Source organism: Streptomyces sp. NPDC020958 (assembly GCF_055562175.1).
In genome coordinates this window covers 324,054-343,483 of the sequence record NZ_JBVHFU010000004.1, presented here as the reverse complement: position 1 = coordinate 343,483, position 19,430 = coordinate 324,054, and the positions used below count along the sequence as shown (strand labels likewise).

The window sequence follows — 19,430 nt, the reverse complement described above, 5'->3', positions numbered from 1 at the left end:
GTGCGCGGTGACATGGAGTGGGGGACCGTTCCGGGACTGGTGCGGTCGGCGGCGCGGCGGTACGGGGACGCCGAGGCGGTGGTGGACGGCCGGACCCGGATCGACTACACCGAGCTGGGCGCCCGGGTGGAACGGGCGGCGGCCGCCTGCATGGCCGCGGGCGTCAGGACGGGCGACCGGGTGGGCATCTGGGCGCCGAACTCCCTGGAGTGGATCGTCGCGGCGCTGGGCGCGGTGTCGGCGGGCGGGGTGCTGGTCCCGCTGAACACCCGTTTCAAGGGCGCCGAGGCGGCGGACGTGCTGCGCCGGAGCGGGGCCCGGCTGCTGTTCGTGACGGGCACCTTCCTCGGCACCTCGTACGTGGCGTCACTGCGCAGGGCGGCGGGGGAGGGCGCCGGGTCCGGTCCGCTGCCCGGCCTGCCGGAGCTGCGGGACGTGGTGGTGCTGGCGGCGGACGCGCCCGCCGACTTCCGCACCTGGAAGGACTTCCTGGCGGCCGGAGAGGGCGTCGGGGCCGGCGAGGTGGCGGCCAGGTCGGCCGCACTGGACGGCGACTGCCTCTCCGACCTCGTCTTCACCTCGGGCACCACCGGCCGCCCCAAGGGCGCGATGATCACGCATGCGCAGACCCTGCGCGCCTACGAGGTGTGGGCGGACCTGGCGGGCCTGCGCACCGACGACCGCTACCTCATCGTCAACCCCTTCTTCCACACCTTCGGCTACAAGGCCGGCGTGATCGCCTGCCTGATGCGGGGCGCCACGATGATCCCGCAGCCGGTGTTCGACGTGGCGGCGGTCCTGGCGAACGTGGCGACGGAGCGGGTGTCGGTGCTCCCCGGGCCGCCGACCCTGCACCAGTCCCTCCTGGACCACCCGGCACGCGACACCCACGACCTGTCCGCGCTGCGGCTGGTGGTGACGGGAGCGGCCGTCGTACCCCTGCGGCTCGTCGAGCGCCTGCGCGGGGAACTCGGCGTCGAGACGGTCCTCACCGCCTACGGCCTCTCGGAGGCGAGCGGGATCGTCACGATGTGCCGCCGGGGCGACGACCCGACGGTGATCGCGTCGACCTCCGGCCGGGCGATACCCGGGACCGAGGTGCGGGTGGACGAGGCCGGGGAGGTGCTGGTCCGCGGCTTCAACGTGATGCGCGGCTACTACGAGGACCCGGCGGCGACGGCCGCCGCCCTCACCCCGGACGGCTGGCTGCGCACGGGGGACGTCGGGGTCCTGGACGCGGCGGGCAACCTCCGCATCACCGACCGCCTGAAGGACATGTTCATCGTCGGCGGCTTCAACGCCTACCCGGCGGAGATAGAGCAACTGCTCGGCCTGCACCCGGACGTCGCCGACGTGGCGGTGATCGGCGTACCGGACGCCCGCCTCGGCGAGGTCGGCAAGGCCTTCGTGGTACGCCGCCCGGGCGCCCCCCTGACCGCCGACGACCTGATCGCCTGGGCCCGCCGCGAGATGGCGAACTACAAGGTGCCGCGCACGGTGGACTTCGTGACGGAACTGCCGAGGAACGCGAGCGGGAAGGTGCTCAAGGGGGCGCTGCGGGGCCGGCCCGTCACCGGTACCGGATGACGCGAGGCGCGCCTCCGCCACGACACACCTCGGCCGCGGCGGCTCCCCCTCCGCGCCGCCGCGGCCGTCCCCGTCCGGGTGTGGTCCTTCGTCAGGCCTTCTCGTCCGTGGCGTGCGAGTTGTCCGGCGTGACGGTGGTGCCCGCGTCCGCCGTGAGGACGGTGCCGTTCAGCGGCTCACTGGTGGCGTGGCTGTTCAGCGTCGTGATGTTCAGGGGCTCGCTGGTGGCGTGACTGTTCAGCGTGGTGATCTCGGCGCTCTCGGTGGTCGCCGCGCCGCCCTCGGTGGTCTTCGTCTCGTCGCTCATCGTTCGCTCCCCTGAATGTTTCTGACGCTGTGGGCAGGAACGTCCGTCCGGCGACTCCCCCGTAGGGCCGCCGGACGGACGCATCCGGGCCGCTTCACCTTAAGGGCGCGGCCTCCGGCCGAACCGTCTGCCCCCCGACGCGACGGATCGACACGACGAGAGTGCCCTCACGCGATAAACGAATGATGAACGCCCCCGCCGGTCCGGGCCCCGGCCCCGCTCGGGCCTCGGCTCAGGCGACGGCGCCCGCCTTGAGCAGGGCCCTGACCTCCTCGGCCTCGGTCGCCCCGAGCCCTTCGAAGATGGCGAGGGCGTCGCGCCAGCACACCGTCGCCCGGCCGGAGTGCCCGATCCGGCTCAGGGCCTGGCCGAGCACCGACAGCACGTTCCCGCGCCGCCACTCCCCGCCGACGCCGCGCAGCAGGGTGAGGGCGGACTCGGCGTTGGTCGCGGCCTGGGCCGGCCGCCCGGCCGCCAGGTCGAGTTCGGCGAGCCGGAACAGGGACATCCCCTCCCACAGCCGCATCCGGCAGTCCCGGAACACCTCCAGAGCCTCCTGGAGACGCTCGGCGGCCTGCTCGTACTGCCCACCCCTGGTGAGCGCGAGGCCCAGCGCGTAGCGGCCGTTGGCGCCCTTCAGCGCGTGCCCCATGGCGTCGTACATGTCCGTGCCCTGCTGGGCGAGCCGGACCGCGCTCGTGGTCTGCCCCATGGACAGCCGGATCCGGGAGAGGTTGCAGAGCGCGCTGGCCTCGCCGGGCTCGTCCCCGCAGGCGCGGAAACTGTCGATGGCGCGGGTGAGGTGAACCTCGCCGTCCTCCAGCCGGTTGTGGTAGATCGCGATGATGCCGAGCATGTTCGACGCCCAGCAGCCGGGCAGCGGGTCGTCCGCCAGGGCCGACAGCCGGACCGCCTCGCTCGCCTGCTCGTTCGCCAGCTCGAAACGACCGATCAGATGGTGGCCGTTGGCCAGCGTGACCAGGGCGCGGCCCTCCGCCCGCACGTCCGCCGCGGCACGCGCCGCGTCCCGCACGCAGGTGGCCGTCGTCTCGTACTCCCGGGAGTACAGCCCCGACTCCGTCAGGTCGACGGCCGCCCACAGCAGGTCCACGGCCCGCCGCAGCAGCGCCGGCGCCGTCGACTGGCGGACGCAGGCCAGCAGGCACATCGCCTCCGCGTAGAGCCAGTCCTGCGCCCGGTGGCGGTCCTGGAAGGCCAGCCCCGGGTACGCGGTGGTCTCCAGGTGGTCCACCAGCCGGTCGCCGGGCCGGTCGCTCGCGTACACCCCGGCCACCGTGGCCAGGTAGAAGTCCAGCAGGCGGGACAGCGCCGCCTCGCGTTCGCCCGGCGGCTGCTCGTCCCGTTCCGCGCACGCGCGTGCGTAGAGCCGGACCAGGTCGTGGAAGCGGTAGCGGCCCGGTGCCGCCGACTCCAGCAGGGAGGTGTCGACCAGGGCCTCCAGGAGGTCCTCGGTGTCCTCCGCCGGGAGGTCGAGGACCGCCGCGGCCGCGGCGAGGGAGATGTCCGGGCCGTCGGCCAGGCCGAGCAGCCGGAAGGCGCGGGCCTGGGCCGGTTCCAGCTGGCCGTAGCCCAGCTCGAAGGTCGCCTTCACCGCGAGGTCACCGGCCTGGAGTTCGTCGAGGCGGCGGCGTTCGTCGGCGAGCTTCGCCGCCAGCACCGACACCGTCCAAGTGCGGCGCGACGCGAGCCGCGACGCCGCGATCCGGATCGCGAGCGGGAGGAAACCGCAGGCCGCGACGACGTCCAGGGCCGCCTCGCGCTCCGCGGCCACCCGCTCCTCGCCGACGATCCTCGTGAAGAGCTGGAGCGCCTCCTCGGGGGACATCACGTCCAGGTCGACCAGGTGCGCCCCGGCCAGGTCGACCATCCGGACCCGGGAGGTGACCAGGGCCGCGCAGCCCTCCGTGCCGGGCAGCAGCGGTCGTACCTGGGCCGCGTCCTTCGCGTTGTCCAGCAGGACGAGCACCCGGCGGCCGTCCAGGACCGAGCGGTACAGGGCCGCCCGGTCGTCGAGGGAGTCGGGGATGGCGGAGCCCGGCGTGCCGAGGGCGCGCAGGAAGGAGCCGAGGACCGTCTCCGGGTCCGCCGCCTGTGCCCCGGCGCCCTGGAGGTCGACGTACAGCTGGCCGTCCGGGAAGGCCGCCCGCGCCTGGTGGGCCACGTGCACGGCGAGGGTGGTCTTGCCGACGCCCCCGATGCCCGCCAGCGCGGACACGGCCATCACCCGGCCCTCCGCCGAGGCCAGCACCTCGCTCAGCTCGGCGACGAAGGCGGAACGCCCGGTGAAGTCGGGCACGGTCGCCGGGAGTTGGGCGGGGCGCACCGCGGCGGCGGGCGGCTCGGCCGCGGGGGCGGAGGGCTCCGCGAGGGCCGGGTCGGCCTGGAGGATCCGCTGCTGCAGCTCGCGCAGGCCGGGCCGCGGGTCCACGCCGAGTTCCTCGGCGAGCAGCCGGCGGGTGTCGGCGTACACGGCGAGCGCCTCGGCCTGCCGGCCGCTGCGGTACAAGGCGAGCATGAGGAGTTCACGGAGCCGCTCGCGGAGCGGGTGCGCGGCGGTCAGCGCCGTCAGCTCCGACACCGTCTCCGCGTGGCAGCCCTGTTCCAGGTCCATCTCCAGGCGTGACTCCAGCAGTTGCAGGCGCCACTCCTCCAGGCGGGCCCGCTGGGCGTCGGCGTACGGGCCGGGGACGCCCGCCAGCGGTTCGCCGTCCCACCGGGCCAGCGCCCGGTTCAGGACGTCCCGGGCCCGGCGCAGGTCCCCGGCGCTCTTCGCCTTCTCCGCCTCCGCCGCCAGGTCCTGCACGGCGGCCAGGTCCAGGGCGCCCTCGCCGAGCCCGCGCACCGCGTACCCGCCGGACTCGCTGACCAGGACCCCGGGGTCCAGGATCTTGCGGAGCCGGGAGGCGTACGTGCGGACCGCCGCCAGCGCCTGCGAGGGCGGCTCGGGACCCCACAGCGCGTCGATCAGCTCGGCCGCGGTGGCCGTCCGGCCCTCGCGCAGCAACAGGGCGGCGAGCAGCGCGCGTTGCTGCGGGGAGCCGGTGTGGAGCGGCTCCTCCGCACGCCAGGCGCGCACCGGACCGAGCACGCTGAAGCGCAACGCCGCCGCCTCCGCCGCGGAGGAGGGGCGCCGCTGCTCCGGTACCCGCGGTCCACCGTCCATGCCCGTCCCCCTAGACACCCGACTCACCCCGTCAGTTTGCCTTGTTCAGCCGGGTTGCGTCAGCCGGGCGAGACGCCGATCACAGGGCGACACGCGGTGGTCCACAGAGTCTTCACGTGACGACGAGCCCCGCGAGCGGGCCGGTTCCCTGGCAGAACGATTCTCCCCGGAGCGGCCGGCGCGCCGCCGCGCACCGCTGACGAACCGTCATCACAAGAGCTGACGGTTCGTCAGATCGGCGCTACCGTGAGCGCCATGGACAGTGACGACATCCAGGACGGCACCCTTCCGCTGATCATCTCCGTCGACGACCACACCGTGGAGCCGCCGGACGTCTGGCAGTCCCGCCTCCCGAAGAAGTACCTGGACACCGGGCCGCGCATCGTCCGCGCCCCGCTGCGGGAGATGAGCTTCCTCGGCGGCCGGTTCAAGCCCGTGATGGGCGCGCCGGGCGAGGACGGCCCGGTCGGCGACTGGTGGATCTACGAGGACCTGCACCGCCCCCTCACCCGCCTCGACACCGCCGTCGGCTACTCCCGCGACGAGATCAAGCTCGAAGTGATCACGTACGAGCAGATGCGCGCGGGCTCCTACGACGTGCCGCAGCGACTCGCCGACATGGACGTCAACCACGTCCAGTCCGCCCTCTGCTTCCCCACCTTCCCGCGCTTCTGCGGGCAGACCTTCACCGAGGCCGCCGACCGCGAGCTGGCGCTGCTGTGCGTGCGGGCCTACAACGACTGGATGGTGGAGGAGTGGTGCGGCCCGCTCGCCCGGGGCCGTCTGATCCCCCTGATCCTCATCCCCCTCTGGGACGCCGAGCTGGCCGCCGCCGAGGTCCGCCGCAACGCGGCCCGCGGGGTCCGCGCCGTCGCCTTCTCCGAGATACCCCCGCACCTCGGGCTGCCCTCCGTCCACACCGACGCCTGGGACCCCTTCCTCGCCGCCTGCGACGAGACCGGCACGGTCGTCGCCATGCACATCGGCTCCAGCAGCAGGATGCCCTCCACGTCCGAGGACGCCCCGCCCGCCGTCGGCTCCACCATCACCTTCGCGAACTGCTGCTTCTCGATGGTCGACTGGCTGATGAGCGGCAAGTTCGAACGCTTCCCCCACCTGAAGGTGATGTACGCCGAGGGCCAGATCGGCTGGATCCCCTACATCCTGGAACGCGCCGACGTCGTCTGGGAGGAGAACCGGGCCTGGGGCGGGGTCGCCGACAAGGTCACCCGGCCGCCCTCCGAACTCTTCGCCGACCACGTCTACGGCTGCTTCTTCGACGACGCCTTCGGCCTGCGGAACCTCGACGCGATCGGCCTCGGCAACGTCCTCTACGAGACCGACTACCCGCACTCCGACTCCACCTGGCCGAAGTCGAGGGAGGTCGGCGAGGCGCAGATGGGCCACCTCGCACCGGACGTGGTGGAGCGGATCGTCCGCGGCAACGCCATCGACCTGCTGGGACTCACCCCGGAGGGTCTCTGGGGCGGTCCGCGGTGACCGACTACGGCATCCAGCTCCCGGTCCAGTCCCAGTCCACGATGTACGCGGAGCGCTGGGAGGCCGGGGCGGGCGCCGCCGACCTCGTCGAGATCGCGCGGGCCGTGGACCGGGCCGGCTTCGCCTACCTCGCCGTCTGCGACCACGTGGCGATCCCGCGCCGGCTGGCCCCCGCGATGAGCACGGTCTGGTACGACCCCGTCGCCACCCTCGCCCACCTCGCCGCCGTGACCGAGCGGGTCCGCCTGCTCAGCCATGTCGCCGTCGTCGCGCTGCGCCACCCCCTGCTCTCCGCCAAGCAGTACGCGACCCTCGACCACCTCTCCGGCGGCCGGCTGATCCTCGGGGTCGGGGCCGGGCACGTACGGGAGGAGTTCGAGGTGCTCGGGGTGGACTTCCGGCGGCGGGGCGCGGTGCTCGACGAGACGATCGACGCGCTGCGGGCGGCGCTGGGGGCGGACGAGTTCCCGGTCCACCACGGGAAGTTCTACGACTTCGAGGAACTCGGCCAGCGACCCCGCCCCGCCCAGCGGCGGATCCCGGTGTGGGTCGGCGGGTCCTCGCCGGCGGCCGTGCGGCGGGCCGCGCTCAAGGGCGACGGCTGGCTGCCGCAGGGCGACCCGAGGGACCGTCTCCCGGCCCAGATCGACCGGCTGCGGCGGCTGCGCGAGGAGGCCGGAGCGACCGGGCCGCTGACGGTCGGCGCGATCACCGAGCCGCTGTACGTCGGCACGCCCGGCTGGGACGTCGGCCGCCGCACCCTCAGCGGCGCCCCCGAGTCCCTCGCCGAGTCGCTGCGGGCGTACGGCGCGATGGGCGTGGACCAGATCCAGGTGCGGTTCCGCAGCCGGGGCCGCACCGAACTCGTCGACCAGATCACCGCGTTCGGGGCCGAGGTCGCGCCCCACCTGACCTGAGGAGTGCAGGGCATGGGCAAGCTGGACGGGCGGGTCGTCATCGTCACCGGGGCGGCGCGCGGACAGGGTGAGCAGGAGGCGCGGCTCTTCGTGGCGGAGGGCGCGCGGGTGGTCGTGGCCGACGTGCTGGACGACCAGGGCGAGGCGCTCGCCAAGGAGATCGGGGCGGCCTACGTCCACCTCGACGTCGGTGTGGAGCAGGAGTGGCAGGCCGCCGTCGCCGCCGCGAAGAAGGCGTACGGCCGTCTCGACGGGCTGGTGAACAACGCGGGCATCCTGCGCTTCAACGCCCTCGTGGACACGCCCCTCGACGAGTTCATGCAGGTCGTGCAGGTCAACCAGGTCGGCTGCTTCCTCGGCATGAAGACGGTGGCGCCGGAGCTGGCCGACGGCGGGACCATCGTCAACACCGCGTCCTACACCGCGCTGACCGGGATGGCGGCGGTGGGCACGTACGCGGCGACCAAGCACGCGGTGCTCGGCCTCACCCGGGTCGCCGCCCTGGAACTCGCCGACCGGGGGATCCGCGTCAACGCGATCTGCCCCGGCGCCATCGACACCCCGATGTCCAACCCGGCGCGGCTGGACCCGGACGCGGACCCGACGGAGATGAGCCGGGCCCTGGACGAGCTGTACCGCAAGCTCGTGCCGCTGGGGCGGATCGGGCGGGCCGAGGAGGTGGCCCGGCTGGCACTGTTCCTGACCTCGGACGACTCGTCGTACATCACCGGGCAGCCGTTCGTGATCGACGGGGGATGGCTGGCCGGGGTCAGCGTCATCTGACGTACTGTCAGCTATTGACGTTTCTGACGCAACGTCAGAAAGTCGTAGGACTCATAGGGACCACCTGAACTGGGGACGGTGAACCGCCTTGGAATTCGGGCTCTTTGTACAGGGATACGTGGGCAAGCGAGCCGAGACCGACCCGCTGGCCGAGCACAAGGCACTGATGGAGGAGACCGAGTACGTCATCCAGGCGGACAAGTCCGGCTTCAAGTACGCCTGGGCCTCCGAACACCACTTCCTGGAGGAGTACTCGCACCTGTCCGCGAACGACGTGTACCTGGGGTACCTGGCCCACGCCACCGAGCGGATCCACCTCGGCTCCGGGATCTTCAACCCCCTCGCCCAGGTCAACCACCCCGTGAAGGTCGCCGAGAAGGTCGCCATGCTCGACCACCTCACCGGCAACCGCTTCGAGTTCGGCAGCGGACGCGGCGCCGGCTCCCACGAGATCCTCGGGTTCATACCGGGCGTCACCGACATGAACTACACCAAGGAGATCTGGGAGGAGACGATCGCCGAGTTCCCCAAGATGTGGCTCCAGGACGAGTACCCCGGCTTCCAGGGCAAGCACTGGCAGCTGCCGCCGCGCAAGGTGCTGCCCAAGCCGTACGGGAAGTCCCACCCGGCGATGTGGTACGCGGCCGGGTCCCCGCCGTCGTACGGCATGGCCGCGAAGAAGGGGCTGGGGGTGCTCGGGTTCAGCATCCAGAAGGTCTCCGACATGGAGTGGGTGCTGGAGCAGTACAAGACGGCGATCGTGAACGCCGAGCCGGTGGGGGACTTCGTCAACGACAACGTGATGGTGACGACGACCGCGATCTGCGCGCCCACGCACGACGAGGCGATCCGGATCGCGGCGTCCGGGGGGCTCCACTACCTGCCCTCGCTGGTGTTCCGGTACCACGACACGTTCCCGCGGCCCGAGGGGTTCCCGGAGTGGCCGGAGACGCTGCCCGAGTACACCCCGGAGTTCGTGGAGCTGCTGGTCGAGGAGGAGTTGCTGATCTGCGGCGACCCCGACGAGGTGCTGCGGCAGTGCAAGCGGTGGGAGCAGGCCGGGGCCGACCAGTTGAGCTTCGGGTTGCCGGTGGGGGTGCCGAAGGAGGAGACGCTCCAGACGATCCGGCTGATCGGGGAGCACGTGATCCCGAAGATCGACACGGATCCGGTGCACCGGACCACGCGGTTCCGTCAAGGGGCTTGAGCGTGCGTTGGCGGGTGCGGGTGCGTTGTGGCTGGTCGCGCAGTTCCCCGCGCCCCTTTTCAGTACCGGAGTTTCAAAGGGAGCCCCATGCTTGATCACCTCATCAAAGGTGCGTCCGTTGTCGACGGGACCGGCGCTCCCGCTTTCACCGCCGACGTCGGCATACGCGACGGCCGGATCGCCGCCATCGGAACCGTCACCGAGGAATCCCGGACGGTCGAGGACGCCACGGGGCTCGTCCTCGCCCCCGGGTTCGTCGATCCGCACACGCACTACGACGCGCAGCTGTTCTGGGACCCGTACGCGACGCCCTCCCTCAACCACGGGGTGACCACGGTCGCCGCCGGGAACTGCGGGTTCACCCTCGCGCCGCTGAACCCGGCCCGCCCCGCCGACGCCGACTACACCCGGCGCATGATGTCCAAGGTCGAGGGCATGTCCCTGGTCGCGCTGGAGGAGGGGGCGCCCTGGAGCTGGAACTCCTTCGGGGAGTACCTGGACGCGCTCGAAGGGCGGATCGCCGTCAACGCCGGTTTCATGGTGGGGCACTGTGCGCTGCGGCGGTACGTGATGGGTCCCGAGGCGGTCGGCGGCCAGCCCAGCGCGGAGCAACTGGCCGAGATCGTACGGCTGTCGCACGAGGCGATGGACGCGGGAGCGTGGGGTTTCTCCACCACCCAGTCCAGCACCCACTCCGACGGGGACGGGCAGCCCGTCGCCTCCCGGCACGCCCGCCCCGCCGAACTGCTGGCCCTCGCCAAGGCGGTGGGGGAGCACGAGGGGACGCAGATAGAGGCGATCGTCGCCGGGTGCCTGGACCAGTTCAGCGATGCCGAGATCGAGTTGTTCGCCGAGATGAGCGCGGTGGCCGGGCGGCCCCTGAACTGGAACGTGCTGACGGTGGACGCGTCCGTGCCGGAACGGGTGCCCCGGCAGCTCCGGGCCAGTGAGCGGGCACGGAAGGCGGGCGGCAGGGTGGTGGCGCTGACCATGCCCATCCTCACGCCGATGAACATGTCGCTGGGGACCTTCTGCGCGCTGAACCTCATCCCCGGCTGGGGCCCGATCCTGGGGCTGCCGGTCCCGGCACGGATCGAGAAGCTGCGGGATCCCGCGGTGCGCGCGGAAATGCTGGAGCGGGCCGGGTCCAAGGAGGCCGGGGTGTTCCGGCGGCTCGCGAACTTCGGGCGGTACGTCATCGGGGACACCTACAGCGAGGCGAACGCCGGGCTCACCGGCCGGGTGGTGGGGGACATCGCGCGGGAACGCGGCCAGGAACCCTTCCACACCCTGGTCGAGATCTGTGCCGCCGACGACCTGCGGACCGTCCTGTGGCCCATGCCCACCGACAACGACCCCGCCTCCTGGGCGCTGCGCGCCGAGACCTGGCAGCACGAGGACGTCCTGCTCGGCGGGTCCGACGCCGGGGCCCATCTGGACCGGATGTGCGGGGCGCCGTACACCACCCGGTTCCTCGGGGACTGTCTGCGCGGCCGGAAGCTGCTCGGTCTCGAACAGGCCGTGAAGATGCTGACCGACGACCCCGCCCGGCTCTTCGGGCTGCGCGAACGCGGGCGGATCACCGAGGGCTGGCACGCGGACCTGGTGCTCTTCGACCCGGAGCGGATCGCCGCGGGACAGGCCACCCTGGTGCACGACCTGCCGGGGGACAGCCCGCGCCTGGACTCCAGGGCGATCGGGGTGCGGGCGGTGTGGGTCAACGGCGTCGAGGCCATCCGCGACGACGTGGTGAGCGGTGCCGTGCCGGGGAGGGTGCTGCGGTCCGGGCGGGACACCAGGACGGTGAGCACTCGGTGAGCACGGCGGCCGAGGGGCAGCGGCTGTTCGTCGGGGGCGCCTGGGTGGAGCCGGACGCCGGGCACTACCCGGTCGTCGACCCGGCGACCGAGGAGACCGTCGGCTGGGCTCCCGAGGCCTCCGAGGAGCAGGTGCTGGCGGCCTGCGCGGCGGCCCGGGAGGCGTTCGGGGCGTGGTCGCGGACGCCGGCGGGGGAGCGGGCGGCGGTGCTGGGCCGGGCCGCCGACATCGTCCGGGGGCGGCTGGGGCCGTACACGGAGCTGGCGCGGGCGGAGACCGGGGCGACCACCGGGACGGCGCGGGCGATGCAGGTGGGGGTGGCCGCGGCCCGGTTCCGGCGGTACGCCACCGTGGAGCCCGCCGAGTGGGCGATCGCACCGCAGATCAACGAGGCCGGGCCGATGGGGAAGGCCGGGGTGATGGGCGCGCTGGCCGTACGGCAGCCGGTCGGCGTGGTCAGCTGCATCACGTCGTACAACAACCCGTGGGCCAATCCGGCGGGGAAGGTCGCGCCGGCGCTGGCGATGGGCAACACGGTGGTGGTGAAGCCGGCCCCGCAGGACCCCCTGTCCGTCTACCGGATGGCGGAGGCGCTGGAGGCGGCGGGTGCCCCGCCGGGCGTGCTGAACGTGGTCTCCGGGCGGTCCACCGGGGTCGGCGAGGCGGCCGTCGCCTCCCCGGACGTCGACATGGTCAGCTTCACCGGGTCCACGGCCGTCGGGCAGCGCATCGCCGAGGTGTGCGGGCGGGACATGAAACGGCAGCTGATGGAGCTGGGCGGCAAGGGCGCGGCGGTGGTCTTCGACGACGCGGACGTCGGCTCGGCCGTCGCCGGGATCGGCACCACCTACTCCTTCTACAGCGGACAGATCTGCACCGCGCCGACGCGGGTGCTGGTGCAACGCGGGCTGTACGACCGGCTGGTGGCCGAACTGGCGGCGTACGCGCGCCGGTTGCCGGTCGGGGACCCCGCGCGACCCGGCACCGTGGTGGGACCGGTGATCACCGCCGAGCACCGGGCGCGCGTCGAGTCGTACGTCGAACTCGCCCGCAAGGAAGGGGCGACGGTGGTGGCCGGTGGCGAACGCCCCTCGCTGGAACGCGGGTTCTACGTCGCCCCCACCCTCCTCGCCGACTGCACCAACGACATGCGGGCGGCCCGTGAGGAGATCTTCGGCCCGGTCGTCTCCGTGGTCCCCTTCGACGACGAGGAGGAGGGCATCGCCCTCGCCAACGACTCCGACTACGGCCTCATCGACTACGTCTGGTCGGGGGACGTGGCGCGGGCCTTCCGGGTGGCGCGGCGGCTGCGGGCGGGCGGGGTCGGGATCAACACGGTGGGCCGGAACATGGAGGCGCCGTTCGGCGGGTTCAAGAAGAGCGGGGTGGGCCGGGACGTGGGCTCGTACGCGCTGCACGCCTACAGCGAGGTGCAGGCGATCGTCTGGCCCGGATGAGGTGTTACCGGCCGGTCACCTGCCCCTTCGGGCTCGGGGAGGTGTCCTCGGCGGGCAGAGATCGTGAAAGTGGCCGCACAGGACGGAGCGGGTCCGTAGCGTCCGGGGCACAAGGGGGGACGGCCGGTTTCCGATTGATCGACGTCCGGCCGTCCCTCTTCCCCGCACGCACACGCACGGAATTTTCCGGAGACCACGCCATGAAGCTCGCCAAGAGAATCGCTCTGACCACCACGGCCGTCGCCGCCACCGCGGCCGTCACCGCGCTGGGGACGTCCGCCGTCCAGGCCTACTCCGCCCGGCCCGCCCACCTCCCGGCCGTCCACGCCCCCGCCGCCCTCGCAGTGCCCGACGGCAACAAGCTGACCGGCGTCTACGCCGCGCACGGCGTGCAGACCTACACCTGCACCGACGGCGCCTGGAAGCTCCTGGAGCCCGCCGCCACCCTCTCCGACAAGCGCGACCGCGCCCACCGCCCGGTCGCCCTGCACTCCCGTGGCCCGGTCTGGGTCTCCACCGTCGACGGCAGCGCGGTCAACGCCTCGGCGATCGCCAACTCCCCCAAGGACGGCGCCGTCCCCGAGCTGCTCCTGAAGGCCACGGCCACCCGCGGCGCCGGCACGTTCGAGGGCGTCACCTACGTCCAGCGCCTCGACACGGAGGGCGGCGTGGCCCCGGCGGCGGCCTGCACCGGCACGGACCAGATCTCGGTGCCGTACGCGGCGACGTACGCGTTCTACAAGGCCGCCAGCTGAACCAGGGGCCGCCCCGGTCGTCCTAGTCGGTGAGATCGACCCGGATCGTCAGGAGCCGCGTGCCCAGGGCCTTCACGGCCATGCTGTTGCCCTTGGGCAGGGTGCGCAGCCGGGCGACCGGGTCGTCGTCGGGCAGCAGGTGGGCGGTGCCGTGGTGCCACCGCCCGCCGATCCGCACCCGTACCCGCGGATCGGCCTGGATGTTCTGCACGTACTGCGACTTCGTCCCGAACTCCGACACCAGCCAGAAGCTGTCCCCGACCCGCCGCCCGCCGAGCGGGGTCCGCCGGGCCTGCCCGGACACCCGCCCGGTGGTCTCCAGCAGGGTCTGGAAGGGCATGAGCCGGGTCAGCGGGTTGGCGACGTGCCGCTGGAAGGCGGTGGTGATCCGGAATCTGCGGTCGGACATCGTTCCTCTGTCTACAGGTTGGTGAGCCGGTCGGCTTTGCGCGCCGACATGACGTTCTTTGACAGAATCGGGCACGCAGGCCCGGTTCCGTACACGTTCTCCTTCTCGAATGTCGGTGCGCCCCCCGCAGGATCCCAAGCTCCGCACAGTTTCGAGGAGAACCACCGTGTTCCGACACCCCCTCCGTCCTGTCGCGGCCGCCGCCGCCGCGCTCGCCGCCGTCGGCGGCCTGACCGCCGCGACAGCGGATCCCGCCGCGGCCTCCCCGGCGTCCCGCTCCCGGCACGTGCTGCTGCTGTCGGTGGACGGCCTGCACCAGTCCGACCTGGCCTGGTACGTGGCCCGGCACCCGCGTTCCGCGCTCGCCCGGCTGGCCGGCGGCGGCGTGGAGTACACCCACGCCAGAACCACCGTCCCCTCCGACTCCTTCCCCGGCATGGTGGGCCAGCTGACCGGCGGCGACCCGGGCGTCACGGGCGTCTACTACGACGACACCTACAGCAACGCCCTGCTCCCGGCCGGCACCACCCACTGTGCGGGCGTCAAGCCGGGCGCCGAGGTCGACCTCACGGAGGACCTCGACAAGAACCCGAACTCCCTCGACGCGGGCCAGGGCCTGTCCGGGCTCCCCGGCGGCATCCTGAACATGACCGGTGACGCCGCCCGCCTCATCGACCCGGCGAAGCTGCCCGTCGACCCGAAGACCTGCAAGCCGGTCTACCCGCACTCCTACCTCAAGGTGAACACGGTCTTCGACGTGGCCCGCGAGGCGGGGCTGCGCACCGCGTGGTCGGACAAGCACGTCGCCTACGAGATCCTCGACGGGCCGTCCGGCAAGGGCATCCAGGACCTGTTCGCGCCCGAGATCAACAGCCAGGCCATCGGCTACCCGGCCGGCCAGGACTGGACGAAGGACAACGCGGCCACCGAGCAGTACGACGCCTACAAGGTGAAGGCCGTCCTCAACGAGATCGACGGCCACGACCACAGCGGTGCCCACCGCACCGGCGTCCCGGCGGTCTTCGGGATGAACTTCCAGTCCGTGTCCACCGCCCAGAAGCTGCCGTCCTCCGACGGCCTGACGGGCGGTTACACCACGCCCGGCACCCCCGGCCCGCTGCTCGCGAAGAACCTCGCCTTCGTCGACCGGGAGGTCGGGGCGTTCCTCGCCGAGATCCACGAGCGGGGCCTGGACGGCAGCACGACCGTCATCCTGTCCGCCAAGCACGGCCAGTCGCCCACCGACCCGAAGGCGCTGACCCGCATCGATGACGGACCGCTGCTCGACGGGCTGAACGCCGCCTGGAAGGCCGCCCACCCCGGCGCCGGCGACCTGGTCGCCCACGCCGTGGACGACGACGCCATGCTGCTGTGGCTCAGCGACCGTTCCCAGGCCGCCACCGAGTTCGCCAAGGCCTACCTGCTCGCGCAGTCGGGCACCGGCGACGGCATCGACGGAGCCGCCAAGCCGTTCACGGCGAGCGGCCTGAAGACCGTGTACGCCGGTGCGGCCGCCGCCCGGTACTTCCACGCCCGGCCCGGCGACCCGCGCGTGCCCGACCTGTTCGGCATCGCCCGGTACGGCGTGGTCTACACGGGCGGCAAGGGCAAGATCGCCGAGCACGGCGGAGCAGCCGCCGACGACCGCGACGTGCCGCTCGTCGTCTACGGCGCCGGCACCCCGCACGCCGTGCGGGTCAACGCCCCGGTGCGGACCACGCAGATCGCACCGACGCTGCTCCGGCTGCTCGGCCTGGACCCGCGCGCCCTCGACGCCGTCCGCATCGAACACACCCGGTCGTTGCCGGTCCGCTGACCGGGCCCAGTCCCAGTCCCTGTCCCTGTCCCTGTCCCGGGGCCGCGGCCACGCAGACGCCGCGGCCCCGGGCGACGACGTGGGGAGCCTTGCAGGACTCACTCGTCCTGAAGTTCGACCGTGTTGCCGGGTACGGCCTGCCGCAGGACCTCGATGCCCAGTTCGTCGGTGCGGTCTGCCTGTCCGGTGAGCCGGTGCACCACTACCCATCTGCCGTCCGGCACGGCGCCGGCGAAAACGGAGGCGTCACCCGTGGCGCCGTTGTGCCAGAGCACGGGGCCGGATCTCTGCCAGGACAGGGCGGGCTCTCCCAGTTTCCGGTCGACGAGGAGGGCGACCACCAGATCGGCGGCGGCCCGCGGGGTGGCCCAGAGGCCTCCGGCGGGCAGGATGGCGCCGGTCATGGTCCAGGGGCGACGTGGGCGGCCGAACAGCCCGCGGCTGTGCAGGCGTCTGTCCGGCGGAGGAGTGCCGGTCACCTCCGTGATGTCCAGCGGGGCAAGGACGTAGTGGTTCAGGAGGTCCTGGTAGGACATCCCTGTGGCGGAGGTGAGCGCGGCTCCGAGGATGGCGTACCCGAGGTTGGAGTACTCCTCGGTGTGGCCGGGGGCGGTGGTGGTGAGGGTGTCCAGTCCGTGGAGTACGGCGTGCAGGGCGGCGTCGTCGAAGGCGGCGTAGGGGTCGCGCCCTTTCAGGTGTGGGGGCAGCCGTGGCAGTCCGGAGGTGTGCTGGGCGAGATGCCTCAGGGTGATGCCGGTGCCCCGCGGTACCGGGAGGAACTCCTCCAATGGGGCGTCCAACTGCAGCACGCCCGTCGCGGCCAGTCGGGCCAGCACGGTTCCGGTGAGCGGCTTGCTCAGGGAGCCGATCTGGACGTACGAGTCCAGGGCGTGTCCGTGCTGGACCCGGGGGGCTTGGCCGCTGCTGAGGACGCAGGTGGGAACAGGGCGCACAACTCCGTCACATCCCGTGTGCGGATGACTTCAGCATGTCGAGAAGACCGCCGAAGGCCTTGGCGCCGACGGTGAGGACGTTCCGGGGCGGGTCGGCGTCGGCTATGCGGACGAGGGTGGGGGTGGTGGATATGTGGACGCAGGCCTCTCCTTCTTGGCAGTAGGACGACTTCCGCCAGGGGTGCGTGGGCATGCGGGCTCCTCACATGTTCTGGATGATGGCGTGGATCAGGTCGCGGGACTTCTCGGGACTGAGAGCGGTGGCTTCGACGACGTCCAGGAGGCGTCGGTACTTCTCCAAGTGGGCCTCGGCGTCGAGCAGTACGGGACCGTGGAACTGGTCGAGCTGTACGGTGTCCAGCTCCGCCACGGGGCCGCACAAGTAGTTGATGGACTGGCCTGATCCCGGGAAGGCTCCGACGTCGAAGGGAAGCACCCGCAGGGTGATGTGATCCCGCAGGCTCATGCTGATCAGGTGCCTGAGCTGGTCGCGGGCCACTTTCCGGCCGCCCACCCGCATGTGCAGGGCGGCTTCGTGGATGACGGTGCTGTACGGATTCGGGTGCTCACGGAACACCACGTCCTGGCGCTTGATGCGGTGTGAGACGCGGTGCTCGACTTCCGGTGGGGTGGGAGCCGGGATCGCCTTGCTGAAGATCTCCCGGGCGTGTTCGGCGGTCTGGAGCATGCCCGGGATGTGAGCCGTGAAGGCGGTACGGACAGCTGTCGCGTGGTGTTCCAGTTCGGCGAGGGTGAGCAGACCGGAGGGAAGCACCTCGCGGTACGTCTCCCACCACCAGCCGCGTGTCTTCTCCGCGGCCATGTCGGCGAGGGCGTCGACGTAGGGCTGGTTCGTGCACGAGTAGAGGTTGGCCATGGCCCGGACACGGTCAGGGCTCACTCCGAACCTGGCCGACTCCACATTGCTGAGTTGACCCGAGCTGGTACCGAGCATCTGGGCCGCCTCGGTGGAGGTCAGGCCCGCCCGCTCACGGAGTTTGCGCAGCTCGGTGGCGAGCCGGACGCGTCGGGCCGTCGGCGCGGGCCGTGGCGTCATGAGTGCTTCCTCCTAGCGGACGTACAGCGAGCTTGTCACTCACACGAGGGAGATGAGGACGAGATCCTTCGAAAGCCCGCAAAGCTACTTTGCGGAGCCCCTGTCTTCGTCTCGGGCGCCACGCCTGGAAGCGCACCGCGGGACGCCACGGCACAGACACCAGGCATCTGTCGAACTCCCCTCTGTGACCGGAGACTTCCCATGGCCACCGTATCCCCGTCCTGGGCGTACACCCTGCACCTTCCGCACGATCCACGCGCACCGGGTATCGCACGGGGCACCCTGAGGCTGGTCCTCGCCGCGCACGGGCTCCCGGAGCTGGCCCCGACCGCGGAGCTGGTGGCGGCGGAGCTCCTCGCGAACGCGCACTGTCACACGAAGGGACCGTACGCGCTCCGGCTCCGCTCGACCGACAACGGCCGCCTCCGCGTGACCGTATGGGACACGGACCCCCACCTCCCGCCCGGTTTCTCGACCGCCCCCGCCCCACCACCCCCACCCGACGCCGAGCACGGCCGCGGCCTGCCCCTGGTGCGGGCCTGCGCGGACCGGTGGGGCGCGTCGGTACTCCGTGAACTGGGCACGTCGAAGGGCGGCAAGGTGATGTGGGCGGAGTGCGGAGCCGCGGCGGCGGCGTGGTGACCGGTGCCAGGCTGGGAAACGGAGCGACGCCCCTCCCGGAGATCCGGACCGTTGACGACCTGCGCGGCGCACTCAGCCGCTACGGCTTCCCAGGCGATCGCGAGCGCTTCGAAGCGGAGCTGGCGGCCGCCATAGGAGCTTCCCCGACCGACGACTTCACCGGCGCCGCGGCCGTGGTCCGGGCCTACCGGCACCGGGTCCTGATCAGGAACTCGGCCGAGATCATGACGGCCTTGGAAGACGCGCGAGCCGAAGGCGGCGGGTGAACCAAGTCCCGTTGGAGGAGGCCGAGCCCGCGAGGAAGGCGTTCGGGGACCTGACGGAGGGGGAGCGGGAAGCGGTCCGGGAGGCGCTCGCCGCCATCGCCCGAAACCCGGCGACCGGCCGCGAGATCCCCGGGTGACGGCCTCCGTCCGTGGAGTAGACGTACACCACTCAGCCGAGGTGTTCCGCCAGGTCCGGCCAGTGGCCGCGCGCGGCGAGGAGAAGTACGAGGGACGCGATGTTCCAGGCGTCGTCCTCGCCGCGGTGATGGCGGCCTTCGAGGGGTAGCCCGGCGATCTCCAGGGCCTGGGCCATGCCGGGGCGTTTGCGCAGGCTGTACGCCTCGGTGAAGGCTGCCTTGGCATTGGTGTGGCGGTGGTTGAAGGGGTACGGCGTCCGGGTGGCCTGGCACTGCCGGGTGAACTGGTGGCGGTCGTAGTCGCCCCAGCTGGCCCAGGGCCGGACGCCCGCGCGGTGCTCGGCCGCCAGCAGTCGGCACGCCTCGGCGAAGCTGACCCCCCGGGCGACCTCGGCCTGGGTGAGGCCGGTCAGCTCGGTGCAGAACACGCTGACCGTGGACCGGACGGGCCGCACCAGGATCCGGTGCCGGGCCAGCCGCTCACCCGCCACCAGGTCGACGACGGTCAGCCCGACCTCGATGATCTCGCTGACCTCACCGGGCGGCGGAGCACCGGCCCAGCAGGTCGCCTCGACATCCACGACGTTGACGAGCCCCTCGGCCCGGGCGCTGTCCATGACGGGAAGCGTAGGGAG

19 protein-coding genes are annotated in these 19,430 nt (G+C 72.2%); 12 read left to right on the top strand and 7 right to left on the bottom strand.

Annotation, left to right across the window (positions count from 1 at the left end; translation table 11 throughout):
• Complete coding sequence (locus ACZ3KP_RS15425; RefSeq protein WP_467499762.1) at positions 1–1,587, top strand: FadD3 family acyl-CoA ligase; 1,587 nt, start codon at positions 1–3, stop codon at positions 1,585–1,587.
• A 91-nt stretch (positions 1,588–1,678) separates the two neighbouring features.
• Here ACZ3KP_RS15425 and ACZ3KP_RS15420 read toward each other — a convergent pair whose 3' ends face one another.
• The gene (locus ACZ3KP_RS15420; protein ID WP_467499760.1) at positions 1,679–1,894 is read right to left on the bottom strand and encodes a hypothetical protein; all 216 of its coding nucleotides are present in this window, start codon (positions 1,892–1,894) and stop codon (positions 1,679–1,681) included.
• A gap of 232 nt (positions 1,895–2,126) precedes the next feature.
• Positions 2,127–5,078: an SARP-family global regulator AfsR gene (afsR, locus tag ACZ3KP_RS15415; protein ID WP_467499758.1), complete on the bottom strand. Its 2,952-nt coding sequence runs from the start codon at positions 5,076–5,078 to the stop codon at positions 2,127–2,129.
• Between the two features lie 255 nt (positions 5,079–5,333).
• Here afsR and ACZ3KP_RS15410 point away from each other — a divergent pair, with 255 nt between their 5' ends.
• The 7 genes from ACZ3KP_RS15410 (at position 5,334) to ACZ3KP_RS15380 (ending at position 13,515) form a co-directional block, all read left to right on the top strand.
• Entirely contained in the window at positions 5,334–6,578 is a 1,245-nt protein-coding gene (locus ACZ3KP_RS15410) for an amidohydrolase family protein (RefSeq protein WP_358974054.1), read from the top strand.
• On the top strand, positions 6,575–7,495 hold the full coding sequence (locus tag ACZ3KP_RS15405; RefSeq protein WP_467499756.1) for an LLM class F420-dependent oxidoreductase: 921 nt from the start codon (positions 6,575–6,577) through the stop codon (positions 7,493–7,495). The genes ACZ3KP_RS15410 and ACZ3KP_RS15405 overlap by 4 nt, the downstream gene beginning before the upstream one ends.
• 12 nt (positions 7,496–7,507) lie before the next feature.
• On the top strand, positions 7,508–8,278 hold the full coding sequence (locus ACZ3KP_RS15400) for an SDR family NAD(P)-dependent oxidoreductase (RefSeq protein ID WP_467499754.1): 771 nt from the start codon (positions 7,508–7,510) through the stop codon (positions 8,276–8,278).
• An 88-nt stretch (positions 8,279–8,366) separates the two neighbouring features.
• Positions 8,367–9,485: an LLM class flavin-dependent oxidoreductase gene (locus ACZ3KP_RS15395; protein ID WP_467499752.1), complete on the top strand. Its 1,119-nt coding sequence runs from the start codon at positions 8,367–8,369 to the stop codon at positions 9,483–9,485.
• Between the two features lie 87 nt (positions 9,486–9,572).
• On the top strand, positions 9,573–11,303 hold the full coding sequence (locus ACZ3KP_RS15390) for an N-acyl-D-amino-acid deacylase family protein (protein ID WP_467499750.1): 1,731 nt from the start codon (positions 9,573–9,575) through the stop codon (positions 11,301–11,303).
• Positions 11,300–12,760 (top strand): aldehyde dehydrogenase family protein, encoded by a 1,461-nt coding sequence (locus ACZ3KP_RS15385; protein ID WP_467499748.1) that lies wholly within the window; start codon positions 11,300–11,302, stop codon positions 12,758–12,760. The genes ACZ3KP_RS15390 and ACZ3KP_RS15385 overlap by 4 nt, the downstream gene beginning before the upstream one ends.
• Positions 12,761–12,960: 200 nt before the next feature.
• Positions 12,961–13,515 carry a DUF3455 domain-containing protein gene (locus ACZ3KP_RS15380; RefSeq protein ID WP_467499746.1) on the top strand — a complete coding sequence of 185 codons (555 nt, stop codon included), beginning with the start codon at positions 12,961–12,963 and terminating at the stop codon, positions 13,513–13,515.
• 22 nt (positions 13,516–13,537) lie between these two features.
• Here the strand turns inward: ACZ3KP_RS15380 and ACZ3KP_RS15375 are convergent, their stop codons facing one another.
• Positions 13,538–13,924: a nitroreductase/quinone reductase family protein gene (locus ACZ3KP_RS15375; RefSeq protein WP_467499744.1), complete on the bottom strand. Its 387-nt coding sequence runs from the start codon at positions 13,922–13,924 to the stop codon at positions 13,538–13,540.
• A gap of 166 nt (positions 13,925–14,090) precedes the next feature.
• Here ACZ3KP_RS15375 and ACZ3KP_RS15370 point away from each other — a divergent pair, with 166 nt between their 5' ends.
• Positions 14,091–15,740 (top strand): alkaline phosphatase family protein, encoded by a 1,650-nt coding sequence (locus tag ACZ3KP_RS15370; protein ID WP_467499742.1) that lies wholly within the window; start codon positions 14,091–14,093, stop codon positions 15,738–15,740.
• A 98-nt stretch (positions 15,741–15,838) separates the two neighbouring features.
• Here the strand turns inward: ACZ3KP_RS15370 and ACZ3KP_RS15365 are convergent, their stop codons facing one another.
• From ACZ3KP_RS15365 to ACZ3KP_RS15355, 3 genes are read right to left on the bottom strand one after another with little or no spacing between them, the layout of a single operon-like run.
• Positions 15,839–16,693: a serine hydrolase domain-containing protein gene (locus tag ACZ3KP_RS15365; protein ID WP_467499740.1), complete on the bottom strand. Its 855-nt coding sequence runs from the start codon at positions 16,691–16,693 to the stop codon at positions 15,839–15,841.
• A 7-nt stretch (positions 16,694–16,700) separates the two neighbouring features.
• On the bottom strand, positions 16,701–16,886 hold the full coding sequence (locus ACZ3KP_RS15360) for a DUF397 domain-containing protein (RefSeq protein ID WP_467499738.1): 186 nt from the start codon (positions 16,884–16,886) through the stop codon (positions 16,701–16,703).
• A 9-nt stretch (positions 16,887–16,895) separates the two neighbouring features.
• Positions 16,896–17,750 (bottom strand): Scr1 family TA system antitoxin-like transcriptional regulator, encoded by an 855-nt coding sequence (locus ACZ3KP_RS15355; RefSeq protein WP_132891586.1) that lies wholly within the window; start codon positions 17,748–17,750, stop codon positions 16,896–16,898.
• Between the two features lie 201 nt (positions 17,751–17,951).
• Between ACZ3KP_RS15355 and ACZ3KP_RS15350 the strand changes: the two genes are divergently transcribed.
• Genes ACZ3KP_RS15350 through ACZ3KP_RS15340 form a run of 3 tightly spaced genes read left to right on the top strand, consistent with a single transcriptional unit; the run spans position 17,952 to position 18,795 of the window.
• Entirely contained in the window at positions 17,952–18,392 is a 441-nt protein-coding gene (locus ACZ3KP_RS15350; RefSeq protein WP_467499736.1) for an ATP-binding protein, read from the top strand.
• Positions 18,386–18,658, top strand: coding sequence for a hypothetical protein (locus tag ACZ3KP_RS15345; protein ID WP_467499734.1), 273 nt, complete (start codon positions 18,386–18,388; stop codon positions 18,656–18,658). The genes ACZ3KP_RS15350 and ACZ3KP_RS15345 overlap by 7 nt, the downstream gene beginning before the upstream one ends.
• Positions 18,655–18,795: a hypothetical protein gene (locus ACZ3KP_RS15340; protein WP_467499732.1), complete on the top strand. Its 141-nt coding sequence runs from the start codon at positions 18,655–18,657 to the stop codon at positions 18,793–18,795. Before ACZ3KP_RS15345 ends, ACZ3KP_RS15340 begins: the two co-directional genes overlap by 4 nt.
• 32 nt (positions 18,796–18,827) lie before the next feature.
• Here the strand turns inward: ACZ3KP_RS15340 and ACZ3KP_RS15335 are convergent, their stop codons facing one another.
• Positions 18,828–19,412 (bottom strand): 3'-5' exonuclease, encoded by a 585-nt coding sequence (locus ACZ3KP_RS15335; RefSeq protein WP_467499730.1) that lies wholly within the window; start codon positions 19,410–19,412, stop codon positions 18,828–18,830.
• Positions 19,413–19,430: the final 18 nt, after the last annotated feature.